This window comes from Phyllobacterium zundukense (assembly GCF_002764115.1).
Taxonomy (GTDB): domain Bacteria; phylum Pseudomonadota; class Alphaproteobacteria; order Rhizobiales; family Rhizobiaceae; genus Phyllobacterium; species Phyllobacterium zundukense.
On record NZ_CP017940.1, the window covers coordinates 1395206 to 1421124 of the forward strand.

The 25919-nt window shown below is 54.9% G+C and carries 22 protein-coding genes, 1 tRNA gene and 1 pseudogene; 13 read left to right on the top strand and 11 right to left on the bottom strand.

Annotated elements, in window-relative coordinates:
* Positions 1-2 precede the first annotated feature (2 nt).
* Entirely contained in the window at positions 3-1343 is a 1341-nt protein-coding gene (locus BLM14_RS06840) for a PQQ-dependent sugar dehydrogenase (RefSeq protein WP_099998691.1), read from the bottom strand.
* Between the two features lie 566 nt (positions 1344-1909).
* Between BLM14_RS06840 and BLM14_RS06850 the strand changes: the two genes are divergently transcribed.
* From BLM14_RS06850 to modC, 5 genes are all read left to right on the top strand, one after another.
* Positions 1910-2473, top strand: a complete 564-nt coding sequence (locus BLM14_RS06850) for a L,D-transpeptidase (protein ID WP_100001075.1) — start codon at positions 1910-1912, stop codon at positions 2471-2473.
* 421 nt (positions 2474-2894) lie between these two features.
* Positions 2895-3152 carry a DUF982 domain-containing protein gene (locus BLM14_RS06855; RefSeq protein ID WP_100001076.1) on the top strand — a complete coding sequence of 86 codons (258 nt, stop codon included), beginning with the start codon at positions 2895-2897 and terminating at the stop codon, positions 3150-3152.
* 289 nt (positions 3153-3441) lie between these two features.
* The gene (gene modA, locus BLM14_RS06860; RefSeq protein ID WP_099998693.1) at positions 3442-4236 is read left to right on the top strand and encodes a molybdate ABC transporter substrate-binding protein; all 795 of its coding nucleotides are present in this window, start codon (positions 3442-3444) and stop codon (positions 4234-4236) included.
* A 60-nt stretch (positions 4237-4296) separates the two neighbouring features.
* On the top strand, positions 4297-4998 hold the full coding sequence (modB, locus tag BLM14_RS06865; protein WP_099998694.1) for a molybdate ABC transporter permease subunit: 702 nt from the start codon (positions 4297-4299) through the stop codon (positions 4996-4998).
* Entirely contained in the window at positions 4995-6071 is a 1077-nt protein-coding gene (modC, locus tag BLM14_RS06870; protein ID WP_099998695.1) for a molybdenum ABC transporter ATP-binding protein, read from the top strand. The genes modB and modC overlap by 4 nt, the downstream gene beginning before the upstream one ends.
* Here the strand turns inward: modC and BLM14_RS06875 are convergent.
* The 3 genes from BLM14_RS06875 to BLM14_RS06885 form a co-directional block, all read right to left on the bottom strand.
* Complete coding sequence (locus tag BLM14_RS06875; RefSeq protein ID WP_099998696.1) at positions 6065-6451, bottom strand: winged helix-turn-helix domain-containing protein; 387 nt, start codon at positions 6449-6451, stop codon at positions 6065-6067. The genes modC and BLM14_RS06875 overlap by 7 nt on opposite strands.
* A gap of 98 nt (positions 6452-6549) precedes the next feature.
* Entirely contained in the window at positions 6550-7440 is an 891-nt protein-coding gene (locus BLM14_RS06880) for a fatty acid desaturase family protein (protein WP_100001077.1), read from the bottom strand.
* Positions 7441-7697: 257 nt separating this feature from the next.
* Positions 7698-9914, bottom strand: coding sequence for a bifunctional diguanylate cyclase/phosphodiesterase (locus BLM14_RS06885; protein WP_099998697.1), 2217 nt, complete (start codon positions 9912-9914; stop codon positions 7698-7700).
* Between the two features lie 190 nt (positions 9915-10104).
* On the opposite strand from BLM14_RS06885, the gene BLM14_RS06890 reads away from it, so the two are divergent.
* From BLM14_RS06890 to BLM14_RS31710, 3 genes and pseudogenes are all read left to right on the top strand, one after another.
* Entirely contained in the window at positions 10105-10491 is a 387-nt protein-coding gene (locus BLM14_RS06890) for a DUF6152 family protein (protein WP_099998698.1), read from the top strand.
* Positions 10492-10499: 8 nt separating this feature from the next.
* Positions 10500-10973: a DUF2214 domain-containing protein gene (locus BLM14_RS06895; protein ID WP_162293190.1), complete on the top strand. Its 474-nt coding sequence runs from the start codon at positions 10500-10502 to the stop codon at positions 10971-10973.
* 29 nt (positions 10974-11002) lie between these two features.
* Positions 11003-11129, top strand: a pseudogene (locus BLM14_RS31710) (alpha/beta hydrolase); the annotation flags it as partial.
* Between the two features lie 181 nt (positions 11130-11310).
* Here BLM14_RS31710 and BLM14_RS06905 read toward each other — a convergent pair.
* Both BLM14_RS06905 and BLM14_RS06910 read right to left on the bottom strand, forming a co-directional pair.
* Positions 11311-15114: a vitamin B12-dependent ribonucleotide reductase gene (locus BLM14_RS06905; protein ID WP_099998699.1), complete on the bottom strand. Its 3804-nt coding sequence runs from the start codon at positions 15112-15114 to the stop codon at positions 11311-11313.
* 625 nt (positions 15115-15739) lie between these two features.
* Positions 15740-16180, bottom strand: a complete 441-nt coding sequence (locus tag BLM14_RS06910; RefSeq protein WP_335672077.1) for an NUDIX hydrolase — start codon at positions 16178-16180, stop codon at positions 15740-15742.
* A gap of 305 nt (positions 16181-16485) precedes the next feature.
* On the opposite strand from BLM14_RS06910, the gene BLM14_RS06915 reads away from it, so the two are divergent.
* Positions 16486-17529: a magnesium and cobalt transport protein CorA gene (locus BLM14_RS06915; RefSeq protein WP_099998701.1), complete on the top strand. Its 1044-nt coding sequence runs from the start codon at positions 16486-16488 to the stop codon at positions 17527-17529.
* Positions 17530-17537: 8 nt separating this feature from the next.
* Here the strand turns inward: BLM14_RS06915 and gpt are convergent, their stop codons facing one another.
* The 3 genes from gpt to BLM14_RS06930 all read right to left on the bottom strand — a co-directional run bounded on the left by gpt (position 17538) and on the right by BLM14_RS06930 (position 19880).
* A complete protein-coding gene (gene gpt / locus BLM14_RS06920; protein ID WP_099998702.1) occupies positions 17538-18035 on the bottom strand; it encodes a xanthine phosphoribosyltransferase in 498 nt (165 codons plus the stop codon).
* A gap of 141 nt (positions 18036-18176) precedes the next feature.
* Positions 18177-19019: a universal stress protein gene (locus tag BLM14_RS06925; RefSeq protein ID WP_099998703.1), complete on the bottom strand. Its 843-nt coding sequence runs from the start codon at positions 19017-19019 to the stop codon at positions 18177-18179.
* 108 nt (positions 19020-19127) lie between these two features.
* Positions 19128-19880, bottom strand: coding sequence for a competence/damage-inducible protein A (locus tag BLM14_RS06930; protein ID WP_099998704.1), 753 nt, complete (start codon positions 19878-19880; stop codon positions 19128-19130).
* An 830-nt stretch (positions 19881-20710) separates the two neighbouring features.
* On the opposite strand from BLM14_RS06930, the gene BLM14_RS06935 reads away from it, so the two are divergent.
* Positions 20711-21376: a nitroreductase gene (locus tag BLM14_RS06935; RefSeq protein WP_100001079.1), complete on the top strand. Its 666-nt coding sequence runs from the start codon at positions 20711-20713 to the stop codon at positions 21374-21376.
* A 47-nt stretch (positions 21377-21423) separates the two neighbouring features.
* Positions 21424-21996: an NADPH-dependent FMN reductase gene (locus tag BLM14_RS06940; protein WP_099998705.1), complete on the top strand. Its 573-nt coding sequence runs from the start codon at positions 21424-21426 to the stop codon at positions 21994-21996.
* 161 nt (positions 21997-22157) lie between these two features.
* Here BLM14_RS06940 and BLM14_RS06945 read toward each other — a convergent pair whose 3' ends face one another.
* Positions 22158-22406 (bottom strand): hypothetical protein, encoded by a 249-nt coding sequence (locus BLM14_RS06945; RefSeq protein WP_133123919.1) that lies wholly within the window; start codon positions 22404-22406, stop codon positions 22158-22160.
* A 281-nt stretch (positions 22407-22687) separates the two neighbouring features.
* On the opposite strand from BLM14_RS06945, the gene BLM14_RS06950 reads away from it, so the two are divergent.
* Positions 22688-22773, top strand: a tRNA-Leu gene (locus tag BLM14_RS06950).
* 113 nt (positions 22774-22886) lie between these two features.
* Positions 22887-24377 carry an ArnT family glycosyltransferase gene (locus BLM14_RS06955; protein ID WP_099998707.1) on the top strand — a complete coding sequence of 497 codons (1491 nt, stop codon included), beginning with the start codon at positions 22887-22889 and terminating at the stop codon, positions 24375-24377.
* A gap of 31 nt (positions 24378-24408) precedes the next feature.
* Here BLM14_RS06955 and BLM14_RS06960 read toward each other — a convergent pair whose 3' ends face one another.
* Complete coding sequence (locus BLM14_RS06960; RefSeq protein WP_099998708.1) at positions 24409-25911, bottom strand: tripartite tricarboxylate transporter permease; 1503 nt, start codon at positions 25909-25911, stop codon at positions 24409-24411.
* Positions 25912-25919 lie beyond the last annotated feature (8 nt).

The following is a 25919-nucleotide window of genomic DNA, read 5'->3' on the forward strand; positions in this document are numbered from 1 at the left end:
TGTTACTGTTTCGACTCAGGAACCACGCGCCAGACAATATTGCCGACATCATCCGCGACCAACAGGGCTCCGGATTTGTCGATTGCCACGCCGACTGGACGGCCGAGGGCCTTGTCCGTGTCGCTGATAAATCCGGTGAGAATATCCTTTGGAGCGCCGTTCGGCTTACCCTTTTCGAACGGCACGAAGATCACCTTGTATCCGCTGCGCGGCTTTCTGTTCCATGAACCATGCTGGCCGATAAAAGCGCCGTTCTGATATTCCGTGCCGAACAGCGAACCGGTATTGAACGTCAGGCCAAGTGAGGCCGTATGGGGCCCGAGCGCATAGTCGGGTTTGATCGCTTTTTCGACTAGATCGGGTCTCGGGGGCTTGGCGCGAACATCGACATTTTGGCCGAAATAGCTGTAGGGCCAGCCATAAAATCCGCCATCCTTCACGGAAGTCATATAGTCAGGCACCAGATCGCTGCCAATTTCATCGCGTTCATTCACCGCCACCCATAGCTCACCACTGGCGGGATTCCATGATAGGCCATTTGGATTGCGCAAACCTGAGGCGAAGACGCGCATATTTCGCGTCGCGAGATCAATTTCAAGAATTCCTGCCCGGTTCTTTTCCGCATCAACGCCATTTTCGCCCACATTGCTGTTTGACCCGACTGTTGCATAAAGTTTCTGTCCGTCAGGGCTGGCAATAACATCCTTCGTCCAGTGATGGTTGATCGGCCAACATGGCAAGTCAACGATCTTTTCGGGAGGTGCCGTGATCTTTGTATCGCCATCCGCATAAGGAAAAGCGACGATTGCGTCTGTGTTGGCCACATAAAGCGTGCCGTTTGACAAGGTCATGCCGAAGGGGGAATTCAATCCCTCGAGAAAGGCCTCGCGGATTTCGGCGGCGCCGTCATGGTCAGCATCACGCAAGAGGGTAATGCGATTTGCGCTCGTTGTTTTTGCTCCTGCCTGCTTCATTACAAGGCTTGTGATCCATCCACGGAAGCTGAAGCCCGGATTGTCCATGACTGGATTGTTGGTTTCGGCTACAAGCACATCGCCATTGGGTAGAACATGCAGCCAGCGCGGATGATCCAAATCCTTGGCAAAAGCGTTTACTTTCAGTCCTGGTGCCGCCTTTGGTGTTGCGCCTTCGGGCCATGGATCCACTGGGGCGACGTTGACTGTAGGTATCGGTTTCGGGTTGGGCGGGGGAAGGGTGGGGTTGGGTCCGTACCCCTCTTCGATAGGGACGGTCGCGGATTCTCGCGAATAGAAGCGAACGCCGCCGACGACCAAAAGTGCAAGAACGAGAATGGTGATGATGCCAAGCGCAAGGGTTTTCATTCGTCGATCCTATGAATGATATATCGCTTCCAACTGCAAAACAGGCGAGGGGCAGTCGGCCTTTCGTTCCACCATATCCCCCACTTCATAACGCCCGCAGCAAATGACTGATCGATAACGAAATTTTGAAAACTTTGTTTACACACTGAGAGCTGAGTGACGCTATGACATGGGCATGTTCGAAGGGTTGTCACGCTTTTTCCTCAGCACAGTCATCGCGCTCTGCTTTGTTCTGCACGGCATCGTCAATGTCGCGTCGTCAGCCGTGCTGGTCCGTATGACGACGGCCGCCACGTGGCAAGATCGACTCGATGCACCTTCCGATGACACGGGTCCAAACCTAACCGCCGGCATTGGCTTAGACTGCTCTTCGCGCAAGCAAGTTTGCCATGGCGAGTGGCTGGGGCCATCGGAGATCAATCCAGCCCGCAGCTTTCACACAGACTTGCCGGCACTTGTAAAATCGGTTCCCCAAATCAATTCCTGGCTTCCGGGTGTCCTGCAGGAGCCACCTCGCGTCTGACTGTGCATTGGCAACACAGTTCAAACACAAAAACGAGGATGATATGATTACCAGACGTTGGTTTACCGCAGGATTGGCGGCGGCCGTATTTGCGCCCGGCACTGCCCTGGCACAGACGAAGAAAAAGTCGTTCCAGCTGGATCCAAAGTTCCAGCCGCAAAGTGTTCCCTACAAAACGGATCTTACCGCAGGATCGGTCGTGGTAGATCCGAAGAATAAGTTCCTTTACCTGATCGAGAGCAGTTCCACCGCTCGCCGCTATGGCATCGGCGTTGGTCGCGCTGGTCTCGAATGGTCGGGCGAAGCCATCGTAGGCCGGAAAGCGACTTGGCCGCGATGGATCCCGACCAAGGACATGATAAAGCGCGAGCCTGCCAAGTATGAGAAATATGCGGTAGGAGTCGATGGCGGACCCACCAATCCGCTGGGTGCTCGCGCCCTATATCTCTACCGGAATGGACGCGATACCTACTATCGGATCCATGGCACCATCCAACCATGGACCATTGGAACAGCCGTCTCCAATGGATGCATCCGCATGACCAACAATCATGTCATTGAGCTTTATGAGCGCGTTGGTGTCGGGGCAACTGTCGTCGTCCTGTAATGGCGAAAGGTGCTGGCTGCGATCGGTCGCCAGCACCCCTTGATCTAGCTTTTGCCAGGCACAGCCTAGGCCGCCCGACCCGTATGAACACAAAGATGCTGGATGTATCCGCCGAATTGGGTATTGCGATTGCAACGCAAATCTGAGATCGTTGAATAGCCCTGAAAAGCAAATAAAAAACGAAAGGGGTGTAAGGAGGAAACATAGTTCGAAATTCTCTTAAGTGGAGTTCAACTATGATTTCAAATTCGAGCAGTGCCAATATCATTCCTTCGTATAAGGCTCCAAAACAAAATCCTGCCCTTGGCAGGATTGTATTCTTGCGTCTGAACAACAGACCGCCGTTCGCGTCGGCACGTTTTTGGCAAACCTCCAAATGTTGCATTCAGGACCTGGGACAAAGTGGCTGGGGGTGGATGTGATGGAAGACAAAACTTTTTCAACGCCGGTGATGGTCAGCCTTGGCGCCATGGGGCTTCGATTTGTCGCTTCCGCATGGGAAGCACTGGAGTGTTTGAGGAACCAATGGCCTCAACAGGAGGGGGTTGAATACAAACGCGCCGTGCGTATCTGTCGAGATGCGCTTGAGGGGTGGATGTCAGCTGCAAAAGCGAGGCAGGCCTTCGTCAAGGCAGCGCAACGTGCAGGCGTTTTTGTTGACAATTCTTCGCTAAAGTAACGGACGTTGTTGGTTTAGGCAGCTTCGTTTCCGATCTGGCGGTCGCGAATGTCAATGGGTGGCTCGCGAGCCACCCATTTTGAGGCCATTGGCCTTCGCCTGACTTCCCAACGAACAAGCCGACTTTCGCCAGATGCGCTCCCTCACGATCAGCTTTTACAGGATGAACTTTGCATAGTGCTCCGCCGCTTTTGTTCGGCTTTATATTCTTGGAAATATAACACTGGCTATCCGGTGCAGGTCGATATATTCAGAAAAATATCTCGAGCATCTGAACCGGAGATTGAATATGGGCGTTCATCGTCGTCAATGGATTAAAAAGACTGTTGCCGCTTTTGCGGCGGCCTGGCTTGGTACGGCACTATTGGCAGCGCCGGCAATGGCTGCTGAAAAGGTGACCGTGTTCGCGGCCGCCAGCCTCAAGAACGCGCTCGATGATATCACTGCTGCCTGGCAGAAGGGCACCGGCAACGAAGCGACAATCTCCTATGCTGCGAGCTCGGCCTTGGCCAAGCAGATCGAGTCCGGAGCGCCTGCTGACATCTTCATCTCGGCAGACCTTGACTGGATGGATTATGTGGCGAAGAAAAAGCTGATCAAGGAGGGATCCGCCACGAATCTCCTTGGCAATCGTATCGTTCTGGTTGCATCGAAAGACGAGGCCGAACCGGTTGAGATCAAAAAAGGCTTCGACCTTGCAAAGCTACTGGGCGACGGGCGCCTTGCCATGGGTGCGGTTGATTCCGTTCCCGCGGGTAAATACGGAAAGTCTGCCCTTGAATCTCTTGGCGTGTGGTCCTCAGTGGAGAACAAGGTGGCCGGAGCCGAGAGTGTGCGCGCTGCGCTGTTGCTGGTATCGCGCGGCGAGGCGCCTTACGGGATCGTCTACCAGACTGATGCTGCCGCCGACAAAGAGGTCAAGATCGTCGGCACTTTCCCGGAAGACAGCCACAAGCCCATCATCTATCCAATCGCAATCCTAGCCGAGAGCAAGAATGCCGCTGCTGTGTCGCTGTTTGACTACATCAAATCGGAAAAGGCTGTGCCATTCTTCGAAAAGCAGGGATTTACCGTACTCAAGTAGTCTTGCCGGATCCCTTGGCGCTGCCTCGGGAGCTGCATCGATCAGAGGGGGCTGACGTTTTTGGACTGGTTCTCACTGAGCAAGGAAGAATGGACTGCCGTTCACCTCACTTTGCGCATTGCGTCTGTCGCGATGCTTGTCAGCTTGCCGTTTGGCATTCTCACCGGCTGGTTGCTGGCGCGGGGGAAATTCTGGGGCAAGTCCATCCTCAACGGCCTTATCCATCTGCCCCTGATCCTGCCGCCGGTCGTAACCGGGTTTATCCTGCTGATCCTGTTTGGGCGGCGCGGGCCGGTTGGTGCATTTCTGGCCGAACATTTCGATATCGTCCTGTCATTCCGCTGGACGGGCGCAGCGCTCGCCTGCGGTGTGATGGGTTTTCCGTTGATGGTGCGCAGCATCCGGCTTTCCATCGAGGCAGTAGATCGCAGGCTTGAAGACGCGGCGGGAACCCTGGGGGCCAGCCCCTTGTGGGTGTTCGCGACCGTGACCCTGCCATTGATACTGCCGGGCATCATCGCGGGTATGATCCTTTCCTTTGCCAAAGCCATGGGTGAGTTTGGCGCAACGATCACATTCGTCTCCAATATTCCGGGAGAAACGCAAACATTATCTGCCGCCATTTACACCTTCACGCAGGTGCCGGGTGGTGACGCCGGTGCGTTTCGACTGACGATCATCTCTGTCGTCATTTCCATGGCGGCGTTGATGGCATCGGAATTCATGGCTTATCTTGTCGGACGCAGGGTGGATATCGAATGAGTCTGGTTTTTCAAGCGACAGACACTCTCGGCAAGTTTGTCCTCGATGCGGCATTTACATCCAATCGCGGTGTTACGGCGCTGTTCGGACGTTCCGGTTCTGGAAAGACATCGGTCATCCGCATTATCGCCGGCCTTACACGCCCTGATCAGGGAAAGGTCGTTTTCGATGGCGACGTGCTCGTTGATACGCAGAAACGCATATTTGTGCCCAAGCACAAACGCCGTTTCGCCACTGTGTTTCAGGAGGGACGGCTCTTTCCCCATCTGACAGTCCGGCAAAATCTGAATTATGGCCGGTGGTTTGTGCCAAAGCTCGAGCGTGCTGACAATCTATCGACGATCGTCGAGCTGCTCGGTATCGGCGCGCTGCTGGACCGGCGTCCGGGGAAATTGTCAGGGGGAGAAAAACAGCGCATTGCTATTGGCCGCGCCTTGCTGTCGTCACCGCGCTTGCTGTTGATGGACGAACCGCTCGCCGCGCTTGATGATGCGCGGAAAATGGAAATCCTTCCCTATCTCGAAGCCTTGCGTGACGAATTGGACATACCGATCGTCTATGTCAGCCATTCGGTGGCGGAAGTGGCGCGGATTGCCGACCGCGTCATTGTCATGAGCGATGGCAAGGTGGCGATGGCAGGCGCTGCAGCGGACGTCCTGAGCCAGCCCTCCATTTCAATCGTGTCGGATCGACGGGAGGCGGGCTCGCTGGTGGAGGGCAGGGTTGAACACTACGATTCGAGGCATCGGCTCGCGACCATCGGCTTCAAGTCATCGAAAATCTACGTATCGGGTACGGAAATCGGCGAGGGGAAGGCTGTTCGTGTCCATATTCTCGCCAAGGACGTGATGCTTTCAACTGTTCGGCCCGAACAATTGAGCGCGCTCAATATCCTTGAAGGGACAATCAGCGCGATCAACGTCGACAAGACAGGCACGGTCGACGTTCAGATCGATTGCGGGGGAACGCCGGTTTTGGCGCGAATTACCGAATTGTCCTTCGAGCGGCTTGGTCTCCTGCAGGGATTGAGGGTTTTTGCTATCATCAAGACCGTGGCACTGGAACCTCACTGACTGTCAGTGTCAGGCGCCGTCGTTTCGCTGCGATTGGCATCAAGCCAATCAATATCCGATGCGAGCGCTGCTTCAACCTTTTGTTCCATGGCGCGGAAGCGGCTGAGCAATTCCTCGCCGAATTCGGTCACGATTGCCCCGCCGCCTTGCTTGCCGCCGCGCTGCGAGTCGACGACGGAATGCGTGAACATGCTGTTCATTGCGCTGACAAGCAACCAGGCTCTGCGATAGGACATGTCCATGGCGCGGCCAGCGGCGGAAATGGAGCCCGTGGCACGGATATGCTCCAGCAACTGCATTTTTCCTCGACCGATCCTTTCCCTGTTGGGAAAATCGATGCGCAGAACCGTTTTCAGATCGCTTTTCGAGGGGGAACGCATAGTTGTTACCGCACAGTTGGAATGTCGCAATTATCTATAGCAAGGCAAGTGCGGATGTACACAGAGGCCCGTTTTCGACCAAGGCAACAGTAATCTGCCTAACGTAATTTCTCGATATATTTGGCGTGGAACCGTACATACCCCGCCTCGGTTTGCTTGAGGTGGGTTTCAATGAGTGTATGGAATTCCGGCAGCCGATAGAACGGTACGCCCGGATATGCGTGATGCTCGGCATGGTATGGCATGTTCCATGCGAGCTTTCGAACCAGCCAGGTCGTGGTGGTGGTCCTGCTGTTCTCCAGCATGTTGGCGACATAGGGACAACGGCCATGCTCGGCGAGCAAATATAGGCGCAGGAAAGGTTGCCCCAATATTGCGGGTAGGATCCAGACATACACGAGGGCCGCCGTCTGGAGATAGATGGAAAGGCCAATCATGACCGCGTAGCCAAGGATCATCATCTGCGCCTCAGTGCGGACTTTGCTGCGGCCCTTTGGCGGCACGAATGGATCGCTTCCATACCCCGAAGCATTTATTGCAAGCATTTTTATATGGCCATACCACACCGGAATCCCCGACAGGTGGACGAGATATTCACGCAGGGTTTCCGGCTTTGGAGACGCCAGCTCAGGGTCATTGTCGGGATCTTGTGTAAAGCGGTGATGAGCAAAATGAAAATAACGGAACCAGTCCGACGGCAACACAATCATGAAGCTGCACACCCGCGCGACTATGTCATTCAGCCACTGCGTCTTGAAAGGGGTGCGGTGCACCGATTCATGCAGTAGGGTAAACAAAAACACGATCAAAATGCCTTGCGGCAGCATGAGCAAGGGCCATAAAGGCGCCCGCATGACAATCAGCCAGCCAAGGAAAATGATGGCGCCCCAGTGTCCGGCCAGCTGAACAAGACCTGCGGTATCCGACTTGGCGGTCAGGCGATCCCGTTCCTCCGATGTCAATGACGCGATAATGGTGCGGTGATCCATAGGGGTGCCCAAGCCGAGAATATCGAATGAATGCAACATTACACAAAACACTATCTTTTTTGAATTGAGGCGGTAGCCGCGTTCCCGACCTGGTTGCCGAAGAATGCGTCAAATCGATCAGATCGCCGTGGCTGGGATGGCGCGAAGAATGTGAATGGGCGCCGCGCTGGCTTGGTTGAGGGACTTGAAAAATGCATCGCCGTAACTGGTTTCAGACGGCCATGCGGGATCGCGTTCTGTCAGCAGGGGATGGGGAATCAACCAGTCGTTGAAATTGCACCGAGCGAAGCAGAAGTTCGAAGCAGCCGCTCGACTTCCTTGACGGGCATTGGACGGGACAGAAGAAAGCCCTGGAGATCGTCGCATCCGAGATGGCGCAAATAGTCGCTTTGCGCCGTTGTCTCGACGCCCTCTGCGGTCGTGCGCAGACCCTTTGCGTGCGCCAGCTCAATGATTGCCCTGACGATCGCTTCGTCATTGGTGGAGTTGCCAAAACCGTGAACAAAGCTGCGGTCGATCTTAATACGGTCGACGGCCAGCTGCTGGAGCCGGCCCAGTGATGAGAACCCCGTTCCGAAATCGTCGAGGGCAATGGTTATACCAAGGGCGCGAAGTGCTTTGATATTGTGCTCGCAATGGCCAGCTGTATCGGTCAAGGCACTTTCCGTGACTTCCAGCTCAAGCCGGGTGGGATCCATACCGATGGATAGCAGAATTTTCGCGACTTTCATCGCATAAGCGGGATTTCTCAATTCTACGACGGATACGTTCACAGCCACGGTCTCGATAGGCCATGACATCGAATCTGTGCATGCCTGCCGCAAGACTCGTTCCCCCAGTGCTTCGATCATGCCTGCATCTTCCGCGATCGGGATGAAAATATCCGGCGCAATCCATCCCTGTTCCGGATGCTTCCAGCGCAGCAAGGCTTCAACGCCGTTGATTTTCTGTTCGTGCGCGGAATAGAGGGGTTGATAGTGAACCTGAATCTGCGTCTCCGACGCCAATGCCTCACGCAGCTCACGCTCGAGCGTGCGGCGCTGCTGAAGCATGGTGTCCATCTCTTTGCCAAAGATTGCAAATCGGCCCCGTCCAGCGGTTTTTGCATGGTAAAGCGCAATGTCGGCTTTTCTCACCAGTTCGGTGCGCTCGGTGCCGTGTTCGGGTGCTACCGCAACGCCAATGCTCACTCCGATGAAGATGTGATTTCCATCGATATCGAAGGGATGGCGAACGATAGTTATGATATTCTCACAAAGCGTCTCGATCGCCGAAATGCGGGTGAAATTCTGGACGATAACCGTGAATTCGTCCCCGCCTATCCGTGCGATGACAGCCTTGTCCTCAACGACCGCCTTAAGGCGTCCGGTGAACTGTCGAATGAGTTCATCCCCGACCGGATGACCCAGAGTATCGTTCACCTGCTTGAACCGATCGAGATCCAGATAAAGTACAGCCAGGGATGCAACCTTGACGTTGGATAGCGCCTTATCCAGGCGGTCATTGAAATCGGCGCGATTGGGTAGACCTGTCAGTGAATCGTGCAAGGCAAGAAACTTCATGCGCTTTTCGCTGGCGAGCAACTTTTGCGACCTGAAGCGCAGGACCGCAAGAAGGGCCGCCATGATGCCGAGCATCAGCAAGACTATGCCAACAAAGGCCGGAGCAATCTGCGACATCACTGTCGATCCGGGGAGATAGGGTTGCCAGATGAAGTATCCGATTGTCTTCCCGACCGAGGATTGCAGCGGGTAACTGTGTTCGTTCAAACTCAATTTGTTTTCTGGGGAATATCGCAAGCCCGTGAACAAATAGTCTCGTACGAGTTCTGTTATGAAACTTTTGTCCAGATAGCGAATTGCGACGTGCAGATAAGTTTCGTCGGCCGTTTGTTCGAGATTGCCCGAGTCGGAAACAATTGGCTTGACACTGACTATCGCTGGGCGACCGCCGAGCGTCAAAACCTCCGACGCTCCGGGGCTCAACACCCGCTCGCCATATCCGCTCGGGTCGGGGTTGAGCAGCATCTCCCGGAGCTTTGCGGCGAGGGGGGCGACCACCGGCCTTATCGCATCGTAGGTGGAGTGATCGGCCACCTTGCCGTCGGCAAAGGCAAAGATCGCATCGTTCTGCGGATTGAGGACATAAGCACCATCATGGCCAAAGTATGTAATCATCCAGCTGCCGAGATTGTTGTTCAGCCAATCGGCATTGTCCGGAATCTTGACGTTTCGAACCGCATCATCCCAGACGGTCGAGCTTTCCTGATCATGGGCGATCGTGAACTGTGCCTGGGACACAACCAGCGCGAGTAGGTTTTCCTGCCGTTCAACAGCGATCTTGTCTGTTTCGCGACTTGACCACACAACCAGCATCGAAACAGCGATGCAAATTGCGACGACCGTTCCCAGAATAGGCATCACCGTCCTGAACAGGAACTTTCGAGATGTAAAGGACGGTCTGGTATCAGCCATTGCATGAGCCTCGCTTTCTGGCCTTTTATAGATTGAACTATTTAATAGAAATTAGACAAATCCAATAAATCAAATTGGAAAGCAAATCGCGAAACCGGCTGCCTATCAAGATTGTTTGAAGGGCTGGCAATTGACGGGGCACCATGACGTTTTTACTCTGTTTGGCATATGTAGCCACAGGGAGGCGAGCATGACGATGAGTTTATTCAATCGATTCTTGGGCTGCGCCCTTGTCATGATGCTGATTGTCTCAGGTGCAGCGGCGCATCACGGCTGGTCCTGGGCCGATGCCGATCAGATAGAACTTAAAGGCGTGATCCGCGATATCTATATTGGTCCGCCGCATCCGACTCTGGATGTAGAGACGGCGAATGATGGCATATGGCGTATAGAACTTGCAAATCCGAGCCAAACCAAGCGCTCTGGCTTCGTCGAGGGTTCGGCAAAGAAAGGCGATGAGATTGTCGCTCTTGGAAACCGTTCCACCGATCCAACTGAAAAGCGCATGAAGGCGGTGCGGATCACTGTGAGCGGAAAGACCTATGACATCTACCCCGATCGCATAAAGACGAATTGATCAGCACCTTGGTGGAGCTTTTGCAGGCGCTTTCCGAATGGCCGGGTGCGGTTGTGCTCCGGCGGTTCGAGATTGCATACCTGCTTATCAACGCCGCACATATCCTATCGATCGGTCTTATCGTCGGGGCGATCGTTACACTGGATCTCAGGATTCTCGGGCTGTTGAGACGATATCCGATTGGCGCGCTTGGGCCGCCATTATCGCGTGTTGCTGCCGTTGGTGTTGCCTGTGCGATCCTGACCGGGTTCATGCTCTTCACGGTGCGGCCCCTGGCGTATGTCCAGAACACCGCATTCCTCGCCAAGATTGCTCTCATTGGATTGGCTATTCTCAATGCCATGATCCTCCAGCTCAGTCGGCAATGGCAGCTGGTCGTGTCTGGTGGCGAGATGCGCAAGTCCGTGCAGATATCGGCATTTCTTTCCATAATGCTCTGGATTGGCGCAGTTGTCGCTGGTCGTTGGATCGGGTTTCTCTGAAACAAAAAAACCAACCGAAATTGGTCCGCGCTATCGACCCCGAGCAGCAGCCCTACAGGCAAGAACTTGCGGGCAAACAAGATCTCGGTGGTCGACCTGACCAAAGTCAAAGCCGGTGACCGCCTGCATCACAGCAAGTTTGCCCAGTCGCCGCAGCAGGCAGCCGGCTTGTCGCCAGACTTTTCTCGCCTCATTCGCGGCAACGTGCCTGCTCCGTCGCCAAAGCAGGGGAATGAAAAATAGCGTGCCGCCCGGCGAAAGGGCGGCCCGCTTTTTTTGAGGCAAGCTTTGGCTAAATCAGGTCAACCTATGTGTTTGCCGACAACAATCGGTCCGATCAGCTGCAACCGCTTGTTGCGCCGCAGGTGTCGCACTTCAGGCAGGTGCCGTTCCGCACCATCGTGAAGTTCGAGCACTCCGAACAGCTGTCACCGGTATAACCCTGCATCATCGACTTGATGCGACGGTCGGACATCAGTTTCTTCGCTTCGGCCTTGGCTTCCTCAGCCGCGGCTTCAGCATCAGCGTTGTCGAACAGGACTGAAGCGGCACTGGATTCGGCTTCCGTCTGATCCTTGGCCCGCTCCTCATAATCGCGCTTGAAGGCCGTGGATTCCTGGCTAACCGCAGCAATAGCGGGTTTTGCAGCGAGTGCCGCTGCCGAGCGGCTGGCGAGGGTCGTGACATTTGATGACGCAGTTGCCTTCGGCGCGCTGACGACGCCTGTTCCCCCTGCGCTGCTAAAACCCTTGGGATCAGCCTTGTTCGGCGAGACGACCTTCAACGAAGTACCGCGTGTCAGGCCCTTCGAGACTGGCTCGGCTTTACCTTCGGAAATGCCGCGACCAAGCGAGGTGTTGGAGAAATCCGACTGATCCACATGAGCGAGATCGTGACGATCCAGATAGGAGACAGCGAGTTCACGGAACAGATAGTCAAGGATCGATGTCGCGTTCTTGATCGCATCATTGCCCTGGACCATGCCAGCCGGTTCGAACTTGGTGAAGGTGAAGGCCTCCACATATTCTTCCAGCGGCACCCCATATTGCAGACCGAGCGAAATCGCGATGGCGAAGTTGTTCATCATGGCGCGGAAGGCAGCGCCTTCCTTGTGCATGTCGATGAAGATTTCACCGAGGCGGCCATCGTCGAATTCGCCGGTGCGCAGATAGATCTTGTGCCCGCCAACCGTGGCTTTCTGGGTGTAGCCCTTGCGGCGGTTCGGTAATTTCTCGCGATCGTGGATGTATTTTTCCACGATACGCTCGACGATCTTCTCGGTAACCTGCACCGCGCGTGCTGCAGCTGGGGCTTCGATATAGGCCTCGATTGCATCGTCTTCATCCTCGTCTTCATCGGCGAGAAGTGAGGAATTTAGTGGCTGCGACAGTTTCGAGCCATCACGGTAAAGCGCATTGGCTTTCAGCGCCAGCTTCCAGGACAGCATGTAAGCGGACTTGCAATCCTCAACGGTCGCTTCATTCGCCATGTTGATCGTCTTGGAGATCGCGCCGGAAATGAAAGGCTGAGCGGCGGCCATCATGCGGATGTGGCTGTCGACCGAAAGATAACGCTTGCCGATCTTGCCGCAGGGATTGGCGCAATCGAAGACGGGATAATGCTCTTCCTTGAGGAAGGGCGCGCCTTCAAGCGTCATCGCACCGCAAATGTGGATGTTGGCAGCTTCGATTTCCTTCTTGGAGAAGCCGAGCGCCGGCAAGATCTCGAAGGAGATATCATTGAGCTGTTCATCGGTGAAGCCGAGAACATTCTTGGCGAAGTCTTCGCCAATCGTCCACTTGTTGACTGCGAACTTGATGTCGAAGGCTGATTTCAGCGCCGTATTGAGCGTCGCAATGATTTCGTCGGTGAAGCCCTTGGCCTTTAGCGAGCCGGGATTGATGCCGGGCGCCTGATTGAGATTGCCGTGGCCGACAGCATAGGCTTCGATCTCGGCGATCTGGCTTTCGGAGTAACCAAGCGTGCGCAGAGCTTCCGGCACAGCGCGGTTGATGATCTTGAAGTAGCCGCCACCGGCGAGCTTCTTGAACTTGACCAGCGCAAAGTCCGGCTCGATGCCAGTCGTATCGCAATCCATGACCAGGCCGATCGTGCCGGTCGGCGCTATCACGGTAGCCTGCGCATTGCGGTAGCCGTGCTTTTCGCCCAGCTCCAATGCCTTGTCCCAGGCGGACTTCGCATGGGTGATCAGATCCTGATCCGGGCAATCTGCAGCAATCAAGGCAACGGGGTTTACGGCAAGGCCTTCATAGCCCTGGTTTTCACCATGGGCGGCGCGGCGATGGTTGCGAATGACGCGCAGCATGTTGGCGGCATTGGGTGCATAGCCTGCAAACGTGCCGAGTTCCTTGGCCATTTCAGCGGACGTAGCATAGGAAATACCGGTCATGATGGCGGTGAGGGCGCCGCCGATGGCACGGCCTTCATCGCTGTCATAGGGAATGCCGGAGGTCATCAGCAGGCCGCCGATATTGGCATAGCCAAGACCGAGCGTGCGGTACTCATAGGAGAGCTTGGCAATTTCCTTGGAGGGGAACTGCGCCATCATCACAGAGATTTCGAGAACGATCGTCCACAACCGGGCCGTATGCTCGTAGCCGGTGACGTCGAATTTGCCGTCCTTGCCGCGATATGTAAGGAGGTTGATCGAGGCGAGATTGCAAGCCGTGTCGTCAAGGAACATGTATTCCGAGCACGGGTTCGATGCACGGATCGGACCGGCGGCCGGGCAAGTGTGCCAATCATTCATCGTCGTGTTGAAATGCAGACCCGGATCAGCCGATGCCCAGGCGGCATAACCGATCTTTTCCCAAAGATCGCGGGCTTTCAGCGTCTTCATCACCTTCCCATCCTTGCGGGCGGTCAGGTTCCAGTTGCCATCGCTTTCCACAGCGCGCAGGAATTCGTCCTTGAGCGAAACGGAATTGTTGGAGTTCTGACCGGCAACGGTCAGATAAGCTTCCGAATCCCAGTCCGTGTCATAGGTCTTGAAGTCGATATCCGTGTAGCCTTGCTTAGCAAACTGGATGACGCGCTGGATGTAGTTTTCCGGGACCTGGTTCTTTTTGGCAGCCTTGATCTCACGCTTCAGCGCGGGATTCCTGGTAGGCTCGTAGCAATCGCCATTGTCGGCTTCGCAGTTGACGCAAGCCTTCATGATAGCAGCCAGATGCTGCTTGACGATTTTGGAGCCAGTGACAAGAGCAGCAACCTTCTGCTCTTCCTTCACCTTCCAATCGATATATTCCTCGATATCCGGGTGATCGACATCGACAACCACCATTTTAGCGGCGCGGCGGGTCGTGCCGCCTGACTTGATAGCGCCCGCAGCGCGATCGCCGATCTTCAGGAAGGACATCAGGCCGGACGAGCGGCCACCACCGGAGAGTTTTTCGCCTTCGCCGCGAAGGAAGGAAAAATTCGAACCCGTGCCAGAGCCGTATTTGAACAGGCGCGCTTCACGCACCCACAGATCCATGATGCCGCCTTCATTGACCAGATCGTCGGCGACGGACTGAATGAAGCAGGCATGCGGCTGCGGATGTTCGTAGGAGGATTTGGATTTGGTCAGCTTGCCGGTATCCGGATCGACATAATAATGGCCCTGGCCGGGACCATCGATACCATAAGCCCAGTGCAAGCCGGTGTTGAACCATTGCGGCGAATTGGGTGCGACGCGCTGGGTGGCGAGCATGTAGGCGAGCTCATCGCGGAAGGCGAGGGCGTCGGCTTCACTATCGAAATATTTGCCTTTCCAACCCCAGTAGGTCCAGGTGCCGGCAAGACGGTCGAATACCTGACGCGCGTCCATTTCCGAGCCATAACGCTCTTCAGCGGGAAGGGCAGCCAAAGCCTCTTCATCTGCGACCGAACGCCAGAGCCAGGAAGGGATGGAGTTTTCCTCTACCTTCTTGAGTTTGGCTGGCACACCTGCCTTGCGGAAATACTTCTGGGCCAGAATATCGGCGGCTACCTGACTGAACTGGGCCGGAACATCGATATTCTCCAGGCGGAACACAACAGATCCGTCCGGGTTCTTGATCTCACTCGTCGCTACGCGAAATTCAATCTCCGCATAGGCTGACTGGTTCTCTTTGGTAAAACGCCGTTCGATCCGCATCTGTCTCGTCCTTGTCTCTATATATAGTGTCCCTTGGGCGCCGTGTGAAGTGTTGCGCGCCATGTGAACACAAATCCGCCCTATCCGGTTTCATGGCTGAAACCGGCCGCTTCACCTTGGCCCGTCATCGCTGCGGTTTCCCGCCTCATTTCCGGGCCTGGCGGCCCTTTTTCTGACGCCTGTCGTGTGATTCATCGCTGATGAGAGTGTCACACTATCTGGTACACAATATACGTGTAAACACTAAATATTGTGTTAAACGCTATTTACCCAACAAATATTTGCCTGTGCATACCCCGGTTTCCTCTCTCCAGACACAGTCCATCCAAACCATGCGCCGATACGGCGCAAGCTGCGGAAAACACAACATAAACTGGAAAAGAACCGGTTACAGACGCTCCGGTCACGCTACTAACGCAACGCCGTTCACCATAAAAAGTGACTCGCACCGAAGCGTCAAGAAATAGTTTTTTACATATTTGTGACCGCAATATCTTGTGTGTCACATATGTGGATAACGGGGAGAACCTGATGGGATATTTGCAATTGCAAGCAGTAGTGGAAACTGCCCACACAACCCATAAGGTTCTGGGAAAAATGGCCAACCCGGTCACGGAGGGGCAGATCAGTGCTTGGCGGGGCCCAGCAGTTTCGGATCGAAGGTTGCAAGAAGAGCCTTCAAACCTGGCTCCTCGACGCGTTGCACAGATTCCTCGACACTGACCCATTCCAGCCGGCGCTCACCGCGCTCGGGCCAATTCTTCTGCTGGCGCGAGAAAAGCATTGGAAAGACGTCGACAATGAAATCGCCAACTTCGCCGTCGTACATATCATGCTTTTCGTAGGTATATGTGCCGATAGACAATGGGGCTATGTCGCCACGCACGCCGGCCTCCTCGAAAGCCTCTGTTCGGGCAGATTGGGCAAAGGTCTTGCCGATCTGCGGCCAGCCCTTGGGCAAGACCCACCGGCCTGTACCACGGCTGGTAATCAGGAGAATTTCAGGCCGTTCCTTCTTGACGCGATAGACGAGCGCTGCAACCTGGCGAATTCTGCCATCTGGCATTTCAATCCGCTTTTCGGTCACGATCTCATCCTGATAGGTTACGTTCAAGGCTCCACTCGTTCTTTGATGTTCTTTTACTGCAATTGTGAACCGATTCGTCGAAACCACAATCATTCATCAGCTACAGTTTTATGCTTAAACGCGACTTGTGACGATTTTTTGAACAGCAGTGCAAAATAATCACATTATTGGACAACCCATTGAAAGCAAAGAGCGATCTCTTGGGGATAAGTTTCCTTCAAAGGATGACTGGAAAGGCTTAGTCACAACGGATAGTCTTAATCACCGTGCCATTGGGAGGTTCAATGACATCTGCCCGATCCTCATTCGACGATGTTCGACTGTCTGCCGACGCTGCTGCGCCCCTAAAAGATGAGGGCACCAGTATCATTGCCTCATGTGCTTACGCCAATGGGCAGCGTGTCGCGGATATCTCAATCGATGATGCGGGGAAGTGGGCTAAAAAGGAAGGACATGTTGTCTGGATTGGCTTGTTGGAGCCCGATGGGGAGCTTTTGCACCGCGTTCAGAGGCAATTTGGTCTGCACAGTCTGGCTATCGAAGACGCAGAGCATGCCCATCAGCGCCCCAAGCTCGAACAGTATGGCGACGCAATCTTTGTCGTGGCACGAACGGCTCAGCTTATCGACGGCCGGGTGGCCTTCGGCGAAACCCACGTCTTTGTCGGGAAAGGCTATATTGTAAGCGTTCGCCATGGTGCTTCCACGTCATACACGGCCGTTCGCCAGCATTGGGAGACATCACCCTATGCACTTGCGAAAGGAGAGGATTTCATCCTCTACGCAATCCTCGACTTTATCGTTGATAATTATATGCCCGTCCTCGAGGCTATTCACGACGAGGTCGAATCGATCGAGGATCGCGTTCTGACAAAGCCGATGACCAGCGGCGACATAGAACGGCTCTACATGCTGCGGCGCGATCTCCTGCGCCTGCGCAACGCAATTGGCCCGCTCGTCGATGTTTGCGGACGTCTCAGCAATACGGATTTGCCTCAGATTCAAACGGCGATGCAGCCCCTGTTCAGGGATGTCACGGATCATGTCCGTACGGTTCAAGAGAAAATCGACGGCTTGCGGGAAGTTCTCGCTTTTGCTTTTGAAGCGAGTTTGCTCGTCGGCCAGAGCCAGGAAACGGCTATTTCCAAGCGGTTGGCCTCCTGGGCGGCGATATTGGCTGTGCCGACAGCGATTGCGGGCATTTACGGCATGAACTTCAAACACATGCCAGAATTGGATTCTCCCAATGGATACTACTGGGTCATGGGCGTGATCGTTCTTGTGTGCCTTACTCTCTTCTGGCGGTTTCGCAAGAGCGGTTGGCTCTAGCTAAATTTCTATCCGCGATGACCCTTGGTGATCGGCTCCTGGTAGGTCAGACCCATGTCCCAGGGAAAATAGATCCAGGTATCCTGCGACACTTCCGTTACGAATGTATCGATGAGCGGGCGGCCTTTTGGCTTGGCGTAGACCGTGGCGAAATGCGCCTTCGGCATCATCGCGCGCACGATTGCGGCCGTCTTGCCCGTATCGGTCAGGTCATCCACCACCAGAATTCCATCGCCTTCATTCTCCAGAAGCCGGGAATCGACGTCCTTGAGGACCTTGAGCTCTCCCTGTTCGTCATACTCATGATAGGAGGCAATGCAGACCGTCTCGATCATGCGGATACCTAGTTCACGGCATATGATTGCCGCGGGAACGAGCCCACCACGGGTAATTGCCACCATGGCACGCCACTCGCGCTGCATACCGGCAACGCGCCAGGCGAGGGCGCGGGCATCTCGATGAAATTGATCCCATGAAACCGGAAAAGCTTTGTCGGGAAGGGACATGGCGCGCACTCCATCAGCAAAATACAAAATAGCGGAAAATCCGCGAGGAATGCATTTCGCAATAGCGGTAAAAGCCAGCCCATGGCAAGCGCTTGCGCAGCCTGCGGGCTCTCATGGTGAGAAAAGGTGTGATTTTGTCCGTTAACGCGACATCAAAGTCAAACAAGGCATGTCCGCCATGATTGAACTGGTAACCCCACCAAAAACCCATTCCTTCAAGCGCGACTGGCTATAGGCACCCATAACAAACAGCGATGCGTTGTTTTCAGCAATCCGCCGCCGCAATATTTTGTCCGTGGATTCGCCGTGTGACTCGATTATGTGCGGGTTTACGTTAACGCCATGGCGGCGAAGTGCATCAGAAAGCGGCGTGCCGGGAATGTCGACATTGGGATCGATGGATTTCTTCGGATCAACCCACACAATATCGACGCCCTCTGCTTTGAGGAGGAGCGGGAGAGAGTCGAACGCTGCGCGAGACGCTTCGCGCTTGCCGTTGAAAGCAACAACGACACGGTCGATCTTCTCTGGTAGCGCTGTCTTGTAAGGAACGAACAGCACGGGCCGACCACTTTCCATAACCAATGGATCCGTAACGTCATTGACGCTATCGGGATCATCGGGGTCCGGCTGTCCTGCTATGATGATGTCGGCACGCAAGGCACTCTGCGTGACGCCGGCAGATGGGCTGCTGCTCTCGGAGCGGACGATGCGAAACTCATGGGAAATGGTACCTTTGGCCATTTTTGCCTTGAAAAGAGCGGCGATCGCTTGCGAGTTCTCCTTATGGCGTTGTTCGTGCGCCTCAAACAGGGTCGTGTCGGCGAAACCTGTTGGATCAGCGTAAACGATGGGTGAAGGGATCGTATAGAGACCGATGATATGAGTCCGCTCGCTGGAGGACGCGATCAATCTTGCGGCGCCAATTACCCTTCTTGCTTCACGCTCGCTGCGAATAAATGCGATGATCGTGCGAAATGCCATACTGGCCTCCATCGGTTGTTGCATCGTCACATGCATCTGGCACCATTATACGCTTCGAATGCAACAATTGCTTTGTGTTTTCGGCAGCTTGTGTAAATTCAACGCATGTCAGCGTGCAGGTATTGCCGAGGCAATTTGCTCCACCATATTCTTGACTGCAGTCTCTGCCGCGATGAGTTTTTCAGCGTCACGTGCGCGGATGACCAGCTCTGTCGAGAACTTGCCGTTTTCATATTTCGGATAGGAGCCGATGATCGTATCGGGATGGGCGGCCTGGATATCACGCAGTGGCACGGCAATCGCACCTTCGCCAAAGGGGCAATTCACCGAGCGGGACAGCAGCTGTTTTCCAACACTCAACGTTGGAATGACATTGTCGAGCATGGCTTGAAAAACGGATGGCACACCCGCCATCACATATACATTGCCGATATGGAAGCCGGGCGCAGTTGAAACGGGATTGTCAATGTGGACGGCGCCGCGCGGCATACGCGCCATGCGCTGGCGGCTCTCGGTAAATTCAATCCCGCGCGCCGCATAATTGTCGCCCATAAGTTTCATCGCTTTTGCATCGTGCTCGCATGGTACGCCAAAAGCCTTTGCAATCGCGTCGGCGGTTATGTCGTCATGAGTTGGGCCGATACCACCCGAGGTGAAGATATAATCATAGCGTTCACGCAGTGAATTGAGCGCTTCGACAATTCTGTCTTCTTCATCCGGAACGATACGTACTTCTTTGAGGTCAATGCCTACCGCCGTTAGAATATCGGCGAGGTGGCCAATATTCTTGTCTTTGGTTCGGCCGGATAGCAATTCGTCGCCAATAGCGAGCATGGCGGCGATCACGACTTCATTCGTCATCAGATTCTCCTATCGGAAACGCGACCGTAATTGTCGAATTGGATCGTCGCAAGCCATTTGCTGTATTCCATCTATGCGCCGGCACAGAGCAAAACAACGATTGGCTGAATCGCTCTAACCGTTGAAAGGCAAAGCGCGCGGACGTGGCGAAATTGGTAGACGCAAGGGACTTAAAATCCGTTCTCTTATTTGATTTTATTGAGTTATTTCGGCCATCACAACGGGCAAAAACGACAAAAATCGATGCAAAAACTACGACTTTTGCACAACATTTTTCTGCTCAAAAATCCGGATGAGACTGGCCTCTTTTTCCACGTTCGGACTTATCTCCAAGTGCATCCGCAACCATTCCCTTGTCATGCCCACGGCGCCTGATCGGCCGCGTAGGTCAGGCGTAAGCCGTGCAGTGTGCATCCCTTCCGGTTCAACCCTTCCGTCTTTAATACAGAAAGATATGCATTGACGGCGCCCTGTAGCGACTTTTCGTCGAGCCAAGGCTTGCAGGCAGCGCGCCAGGGCATGTTGGTACGAGTGATGTGCCGGAAATGCCTAAGCGGCAATCTGAGGTCGTTCAGGGGCGTAATTCCAAGGCCGGGGTGCAATGGCGCGGGAGTCCCGCGATGCTTCGCCCACATGCCCCTCGGATGCATCGATCCCTGATATACGTTTGATGTATGCCTCCTAGGCCACGGTGTGATTACGTCTCCATTGCGAATGGAGATAATGAACCACATCAGAAAAGGAACAGTCAGGGGGAGACGACCATGAGTATGGACAACACCTCACACCCCGGTAGACCGAAACGAATGGCCGGCGGTATGGAGGCGACCATGGACGTATATGAGGCAGTCACAAGCCGACGGGCGGTGCGCGGATTCAAAGACCAGCCTGTGTCGAGGGCGGTGCTTGAGCGCGTGTTGTCCGCCGCAGCTTGGTCGCCGTCCGGATCGAACATCCAGCCGTGGAACATCTACGTGCTGACTGGCGCGCCGCTGGCCGAGCTCAAGACGAACGCCGTCGAGCGCGTGGCCCACGGCGACCCTTGGGACAAGCGGCAGTACAAGATGTACCCGTCCGAGCTGAAGTCCCCGTACGCGGAGCGCCGATCCGCCTTCGGCAAGGAGCGCTACAGCGCGCTCGGCATAGCGCGCGAGGACTGGGAGGCGCGCCAACGGGCAGCCATCGCCAACTGGAACTGTTTCGGCGCGCCCGCCGCCCTGTTCTGCTACATCGACCGCGACCTGGGCCGGCCCCAATGGGCCGATGTGGGCATGTATCTGCAGACCATCATGCTGCTGCTCCGCGCCGAAGGGCTGCACAGTTGCACGCAGATGGCGTGGTCGCAAGTTCGCGAGACGGTCGCTGAGGTCCTATCACCCCCGGACGGACTCATCCTCTTCTGCGGCATGTCGATCGGATACGAGGACCCCGCGGCAAGTTTCCCCCGTACGGGCCGCGCCCCGCTCGCCGAGACGGTCACTTTCGTCGGCGATTAGTTACCTGCACTCAAAGGACAAGAAACCCCTTCCATAAGGAGAACGGCATGACCACGCATAAAGTAGGCTATTTCATCGGCAGCCTCGCCAAGGATTCGATCAACCGCAAGCTCGCCAAGGCATTGATGCGTTTCGCCCCGCCGGAGCTTGAGATGTCGGAGATATCCTTCAAGGACCTGCCGCTCTACAGCTACGACTATGACGCCGATTACCCTCCGGCTGGCAAGGCATTCAAGGCGGCAATCGCGGCCGTCGACGCCGTGCTGTTCGTCACGCCCGAATACAATCGATCCATCCCCGGCGGGCTGAAAAACGCAATCGATTGGGCGAGCCGCCCCTACGGCACTAACTCGTTCACACGCAAGCCGTCAGCGGTGATCGGCACGTCGCCGGGCGCGATAGGCACAGCAGTCGCCCAGCAGAATTTGCGCAGCGTGCTTAGTTTCTGCAACTCTCCTCAGATGAATGCCCCGGAAGCCTACATCCAGTTCACACCGGGGCTGATCACCGATGACGGCGAAGTCACGAACGACACCACCGCCGATTTCCTTCGCACTTTCATGCAGAACTTCCATGTTTTCATCGCAAGGGTTCGCTCGGTGCTGCCGAAAGATGCTTAGAGGGGGCACGACAAGAACATCTCTAAACCGTCGGTACCTTGGACGAACCATGAACATTCTCCTGCCATATCTCGCCGGCACTTGTTTTCCGCCTTTCTTGTGGCATGAACGGCACAAGCCGCTTTGTATCATTTGCAACTTTTGCAACGACAATCGGGACACTACGCCAATGCGAGAAGGTTGGTTTCTTCGTTGCCAGCGATCTGGCCAATGTAAATGGCCATGGCCGACCATTCGAAAGCCTGAAGTTCCGCTGCAGGGATTGCGATGTCGTCCACTGCGAGGCAATTCCCTTCGAAGATGACCGTGACCGCGTCAACAAGAAGCGAATGGCGACCAGTGCAGATGTAACGCCATGTCTCGGCACCATCTGGGGCCTGATCGACAACGAGCACAATCTCCGGGCTCATTGCAGCGACCGGGAGTATTACCATTACGTAAAGCTTGATCTGGAAGCGTTGGGCAGCGAAGCTCGGCCGGTACCACAGTTGCACGCACAAGGAGCTCGGTTAAAGCTGAAATGCTCCAAATGCGGCTCACATGAAATTGCTTTGATCCTGTCGAGCAACAGTACAGATGGCATAACGCACGTGTGAGAAGGAACAGCAGAAGAACACGGAATTGCCCAACATAAATTTCGTTGTGCAACCTTGCTTTCCACGATCCTCCTAAGTAATTGAAATTCTACAGTGCGGACGTGGCGAAATTGGTAGACGCAAGGGACTTAAAATCCCTCGGCCATAGGTCATGCGGGTTCGACCCCCGCCGTCCGCACCACGAACAGGCAATCCTAATAACGTGATCGCGATTGAAAGCGTCCGGGCTTCGTACGGGTGGATTTGGAATTCAACTTCGAATAGAAGCGGCACACTTAACGGTGTGAGAAAGCAATGCCCGCGATTTCAGTTCAATCTCCTGTGAGCAGGATCAGACAATTTGCCTCGGAAAATCCGGCGCTTTTGTTTGTGTTGCTGTATTTCGCATTTCAGATTTTCTTCCTGTCCACGATCTCGAACGGCGCAGGTGTCGATGACGCCGAGCAGCTTGCATATGTTGGTGCTTTGCAGTGGGGATACGGCGGGTCGCAACCGCCACTTTATACCTGGATAAACAGCATAGCTGGCAATCTTCTCGGGATAAGTCTCTTCACAATCTATCTCGTAAAATTCGGGATGCTAGCCAGCCTGTTTGCCAGCGTTTATTTCGGAGCGCGTTTGCTCGGTCTGCCCCGTGCTGTCGCGGCTGCTGGCATGGTGGGCATTTTCATGCTGCCGCAAATCGCCTGGGAGTCCCAGCGCACACTGACGCATTCCGTCGGTGCGACAACCGGCTGTGCGTGGGCATTCCTGGCCTTTGCCTGGCACATGAAATCGCGTTCCTGGTACTCCGCGGCGGCTTTGGGACTTGCATTTGCTTGCGGCCTGCTCGGTAAGTTCAACGCAAGTTTTTTCCTTATCGCACTGATTTTAGCTGGGCTTTCGCTACCGGCCTTTCGTTCGGTCTTGTTGTCGCGCAAGAGCATTCTGGCACTGCTTGTATTCGTTGTTGCGGTGGCGCCGACAGGGCTTTGGGCGCTCACGCACACAGAAAACCTGCTGGCCCGGACTCACAAATTTGAAATGAATGCGGGGGGGCAGTTCCTCATCAGCCGACTTCACGGTGAATGGAAGCTCTTTCTCAACGGTGTGCTCTTTGCAGGCGTGGCGCTGGTATTTTTTGCGATCGCATGGTGGAGAAGTCGCGCAGAACAGATTTCGCAAGACTGGATGGACGGCGAGAAGCTCATTGCCAGAATTCTGATATTTGCGCTCGGAGGCGTATTCATTGGCGTACTCATCAGCGGTGCAGCCGAGGTCAAGGATCGATGGCTGCAGCCGATACTCTTTCTGGCGCCGCTATTTCTATCGGTTGTACTGGGACGCACCATTAAAAGTGATTTGCCGCTCAAGCGGTTTGTTGTGGTTGGGGCAATCTGCGGCCTGATCGTGATACCGGGATTGGCAATCAATATTTTGTACGCCCGCGATGGAAAGGTGCCGTCGATTGGCCAGCTTGACTACGCCAAACTGTTTGCTGTGACGCGTGCCGAGGGAAGCTATGGGACTGTCGTGTCCGATGCGCCGCAATTGCCAGGAAACCTGCGTCTGTTTGATAATTCCATCAATCCCATCCATATGGAAATGCCGAACGCCGCCGCGCGCATACATTTTCCTGCTCTATTTGTCTGGTTTGGCAAGGGGATGAACCCGACAGTATTGAACCTGATGAATGAAGCTGGCATTGCCGCGCCACCAACGGATATCAAACACATAGACCTCACGTACAAATATTATCCGGATCAATCGGAACAGGTGAGCTACTTCATCATCCCGGCTCGCTGAGGCTCACAACGCCCGGGAATGTCACATTACGTCAATCCTCGACGAACACCTCATCGCGTTTCTTGCGGATGCTCGGCAGAAGCACAACAACAAGGACTGCAACTGCCAGCAGCAGGAGCGTGAGGCTGATCGGCCGGGTCAAGAAAGTCGTGGGGTCGCCCCGCGACATAATCATGGCGCGGCGAAGATGTTCTTCCAGCAATGGGCCCAGGACAAATCCGAGGAGTAGAGGCGCCGGTTCGCAGCGCAGTTTCGCCAGTCCGTAGCCTATCAGGCCAAAAAAGGCGACGGCGTAGAGATCGAATACGTTGGAGTTGACGCTGTAAACACCAATCGAACAGAACGCGATGATAGCCGGAAACAGCATGTAATAGGGGATCGTCAGCAGTTTCACCCACAGTCCAATCAAAGGCAGATTGAGCAGGATCAGCATCAGATTGCCGATCCACATGGAAGCGATGATGCCCCAGAAAAGGGCGGGCTGTTCGGTCGCGACGTTAGGGCCAGGGACAATACCCTGAATAATCATGGCGCCGATCATCAGCGCCATTACCGGATTGGCCGGGATGCCGAGAGTGAGCATCGGAATAAACGATGTTTGCGCACCGGCATTGTTGGCTGATTCAGGGCCCGCGACGCCGGCGATTGCACCTTTACCGAACTCCCCGGGCGTCTTCGAGATGCGCTTTTCGACCGTGTAAGATGCGAATGACGCAAGGATTGCCCCACCACCGGGGAGGATGCCGAGAGCAGACCCAATCGCGGTTCCGCGGAGAATCGGCGCCGCCATCTCCTTCCAGTCCTCCCGGGTTGGCAAGAGATTGGTGACTTTCTTGATCATCACATCGCGATCATGTTCGTTTTCGAGATTGCGCAGTATTTCCGCAATACCGAATACGCCGACAGCAAGCGCGACAAAATTCAGGCCATCGGAGAGTTCAAGGATTCCGAGGTTGAATCGCGGCGTTCCAGTGTAGATGTCGGTACCGACGACGCCGAGAAGAAGGCCCAGCACGACCATGCCGAGTGCCTTGACCACTGATCCGTGCGCGAGCGCGATGGAGGACACGAGACCGACGATCATCAGCGAGAAATATTCCGCCGAACCAAATTTCAAAGCGATGGCTGTCAAGGGTGGTGCAAATACTGCCACCAGAATGGTGGAAACCGTTCCGGCAAAGAACGATCCTATAGCCGCGATGGCGAGTGCTGCTCCAGCACGCCCCTTGCGCGCCATCTGATACCCGTCGATGGCCGTAACCGCCGAGGACGATTCGCCAGGCATATTGATCAAAATGGCAGTCGTCGAGCCACCATATTGCGCGCCATAATAAATGCCGGCGAGCATTATCAGCGATGAAACCGGTTCAAGCTGGAAAGTCAGCGGCAAAAGCATGGCAATGGTTGCCGTTGCACCAATGCCGGGCAGCACACCAATCAGTGTGCCGAGAATGACGCCGACGAAGCAGAAGAAAAGGTTCCAGGGGGCACCGGCAGTGGTAAAGCCGAGAACGAGATTGTTAACAAGATCCATGATGCGTC

Coding starts and splice junctions, on each gene's coding strand:
- BLM14_RS06840 (WP_099998691.1), bottom strand. CDS start 1,343: ATGAAAACCCTTGCGCTTGGCATCATCACCATTCTCGTTCTTGCACTT.
- BLM14_RS06850 (WP_100001075.1), top strand. CDS start 1,910: ATGATTACCAGACGTTGGTTTACCGCAGGATTGGCGGCGGCCGTATTT.
- BLM14_RS06855 (WP_100001076.1), top strand. CDS start 2,895: ATGGAAGACAAAACTTTTTCAACGCCGGTGATGGTCAGCCTTGGCGCC.
- modA (WP_099998693.1), top strand. CDS start 3,442: ATGGGCGTTCATCGTCGTCAATGGATTAAAAAGACTGTTGCCGCTTTT.
- modC (WP_099998695.1), top strand. CDS start 4,995: ATGAGTCTGGTTTTTCAAGCGACAGACACTCTCGGCAAGTTTGTCCTC.
- BLM14_RS06875 (WP_099998696.1), bottom strand. CDS start 6,451: ATGCGTTCCCCCTCGAAAAGCGATCTGAAAACGGTTCTGCGCATCGAT.
- BLM14_RS06880 (WP_100001077.1), bottom strand. CDS start 7,440: ATGGATCACCGCACCATTATCGCGTCATTGACATCGGAGGAACGGGAT.
- BLM14_RS06885 (WP_099998697.1), bottom strand. CDS start 9,914: ATGGCTGATACCAGACCGTCCTTTACATCTCGAAAGTTCCTGTTCAGG.
- BLM14_RS06890 (WP_099998698.1), top strand. CDS start 10,105: ATGACGATGAGTTTATTCAATCGATTCTTGGGCTGCGCCCTTGTCATG.
- BLM14_RS06905 (WP_099998699.1), bottom strand. CDS start 15,114: ATGCGGATCGAACGGCGTTTTACCAAAGAGAACCAGTCAGCCTATGCG.
- BLM14_RS06910 (WP_335672077.1), bottom strand. CDS start 16,180: ATGCCAGATGGCAGAATTCGCCAGGTTGCAGCGCTCGTCTATCGCGTC.
- BLM14_RS06915 (WP_099998701.1), top strand. CDS start 16,486: ATGACATCTGCCCGATCCTCATTCGACGATGTTCGACTGTCTGCCGAC.
- gpt (WP_099998702.1), bottom strand. CDS start 18,035: ATGTCCCTTCCCGACAAAGCTTTTCCGGTTTCATGGGATCAATTTCAT.
- BLM14_RS06925 (WP_099998703.1), bottom strand. CDS start 19,019: ATGGCATTTCGCACGATCATCGCATTTATTCGCAGCGAGCGTGAAGCA.
- BLM14_RS06930 (WP_099998704.1), bottom strand. CDS start 19,880: ATGACGAATGAAGTCGTGATCGCCGCCATGCTCGCTATTGGCGACGAA.
- BLM14_RS06935 (WP_100001079.1), top strand. CDS start 20,711: ATGGACGTATATGAGGCAGTCACAAGCCGACGGGCGGTGCGCGGATTC.
- BLM14_RS06940 (WP_099998705.1), top strand. CDS start 21,424: ATGACCACGCATAAAGTAGGCTATTTCATCGGCAGCCTCGCCAAGGAT.
- BLM14_RS06945 (WP_133123919.1), bottom strand. CDS start 22,406: ATGAGCCCGGAGATTGTGCTCGTTGTCGATCAGGCCCCAGATGGTGCC.
- BLM14_RS06955 (WP_099998707.1), top strand. CDS start 22,887: ATGCCCGCGATTTCAGTTCAATCTCCTGTGAGCAGGATCAGACAATTT.
- BLM14_RS06960 (WP_099998708.1), bottom strand. CDS start 25,911: ATGGATCTTGTTAACAATCTCGTTCTCGGCTTTACCACTGCCGGTGCC.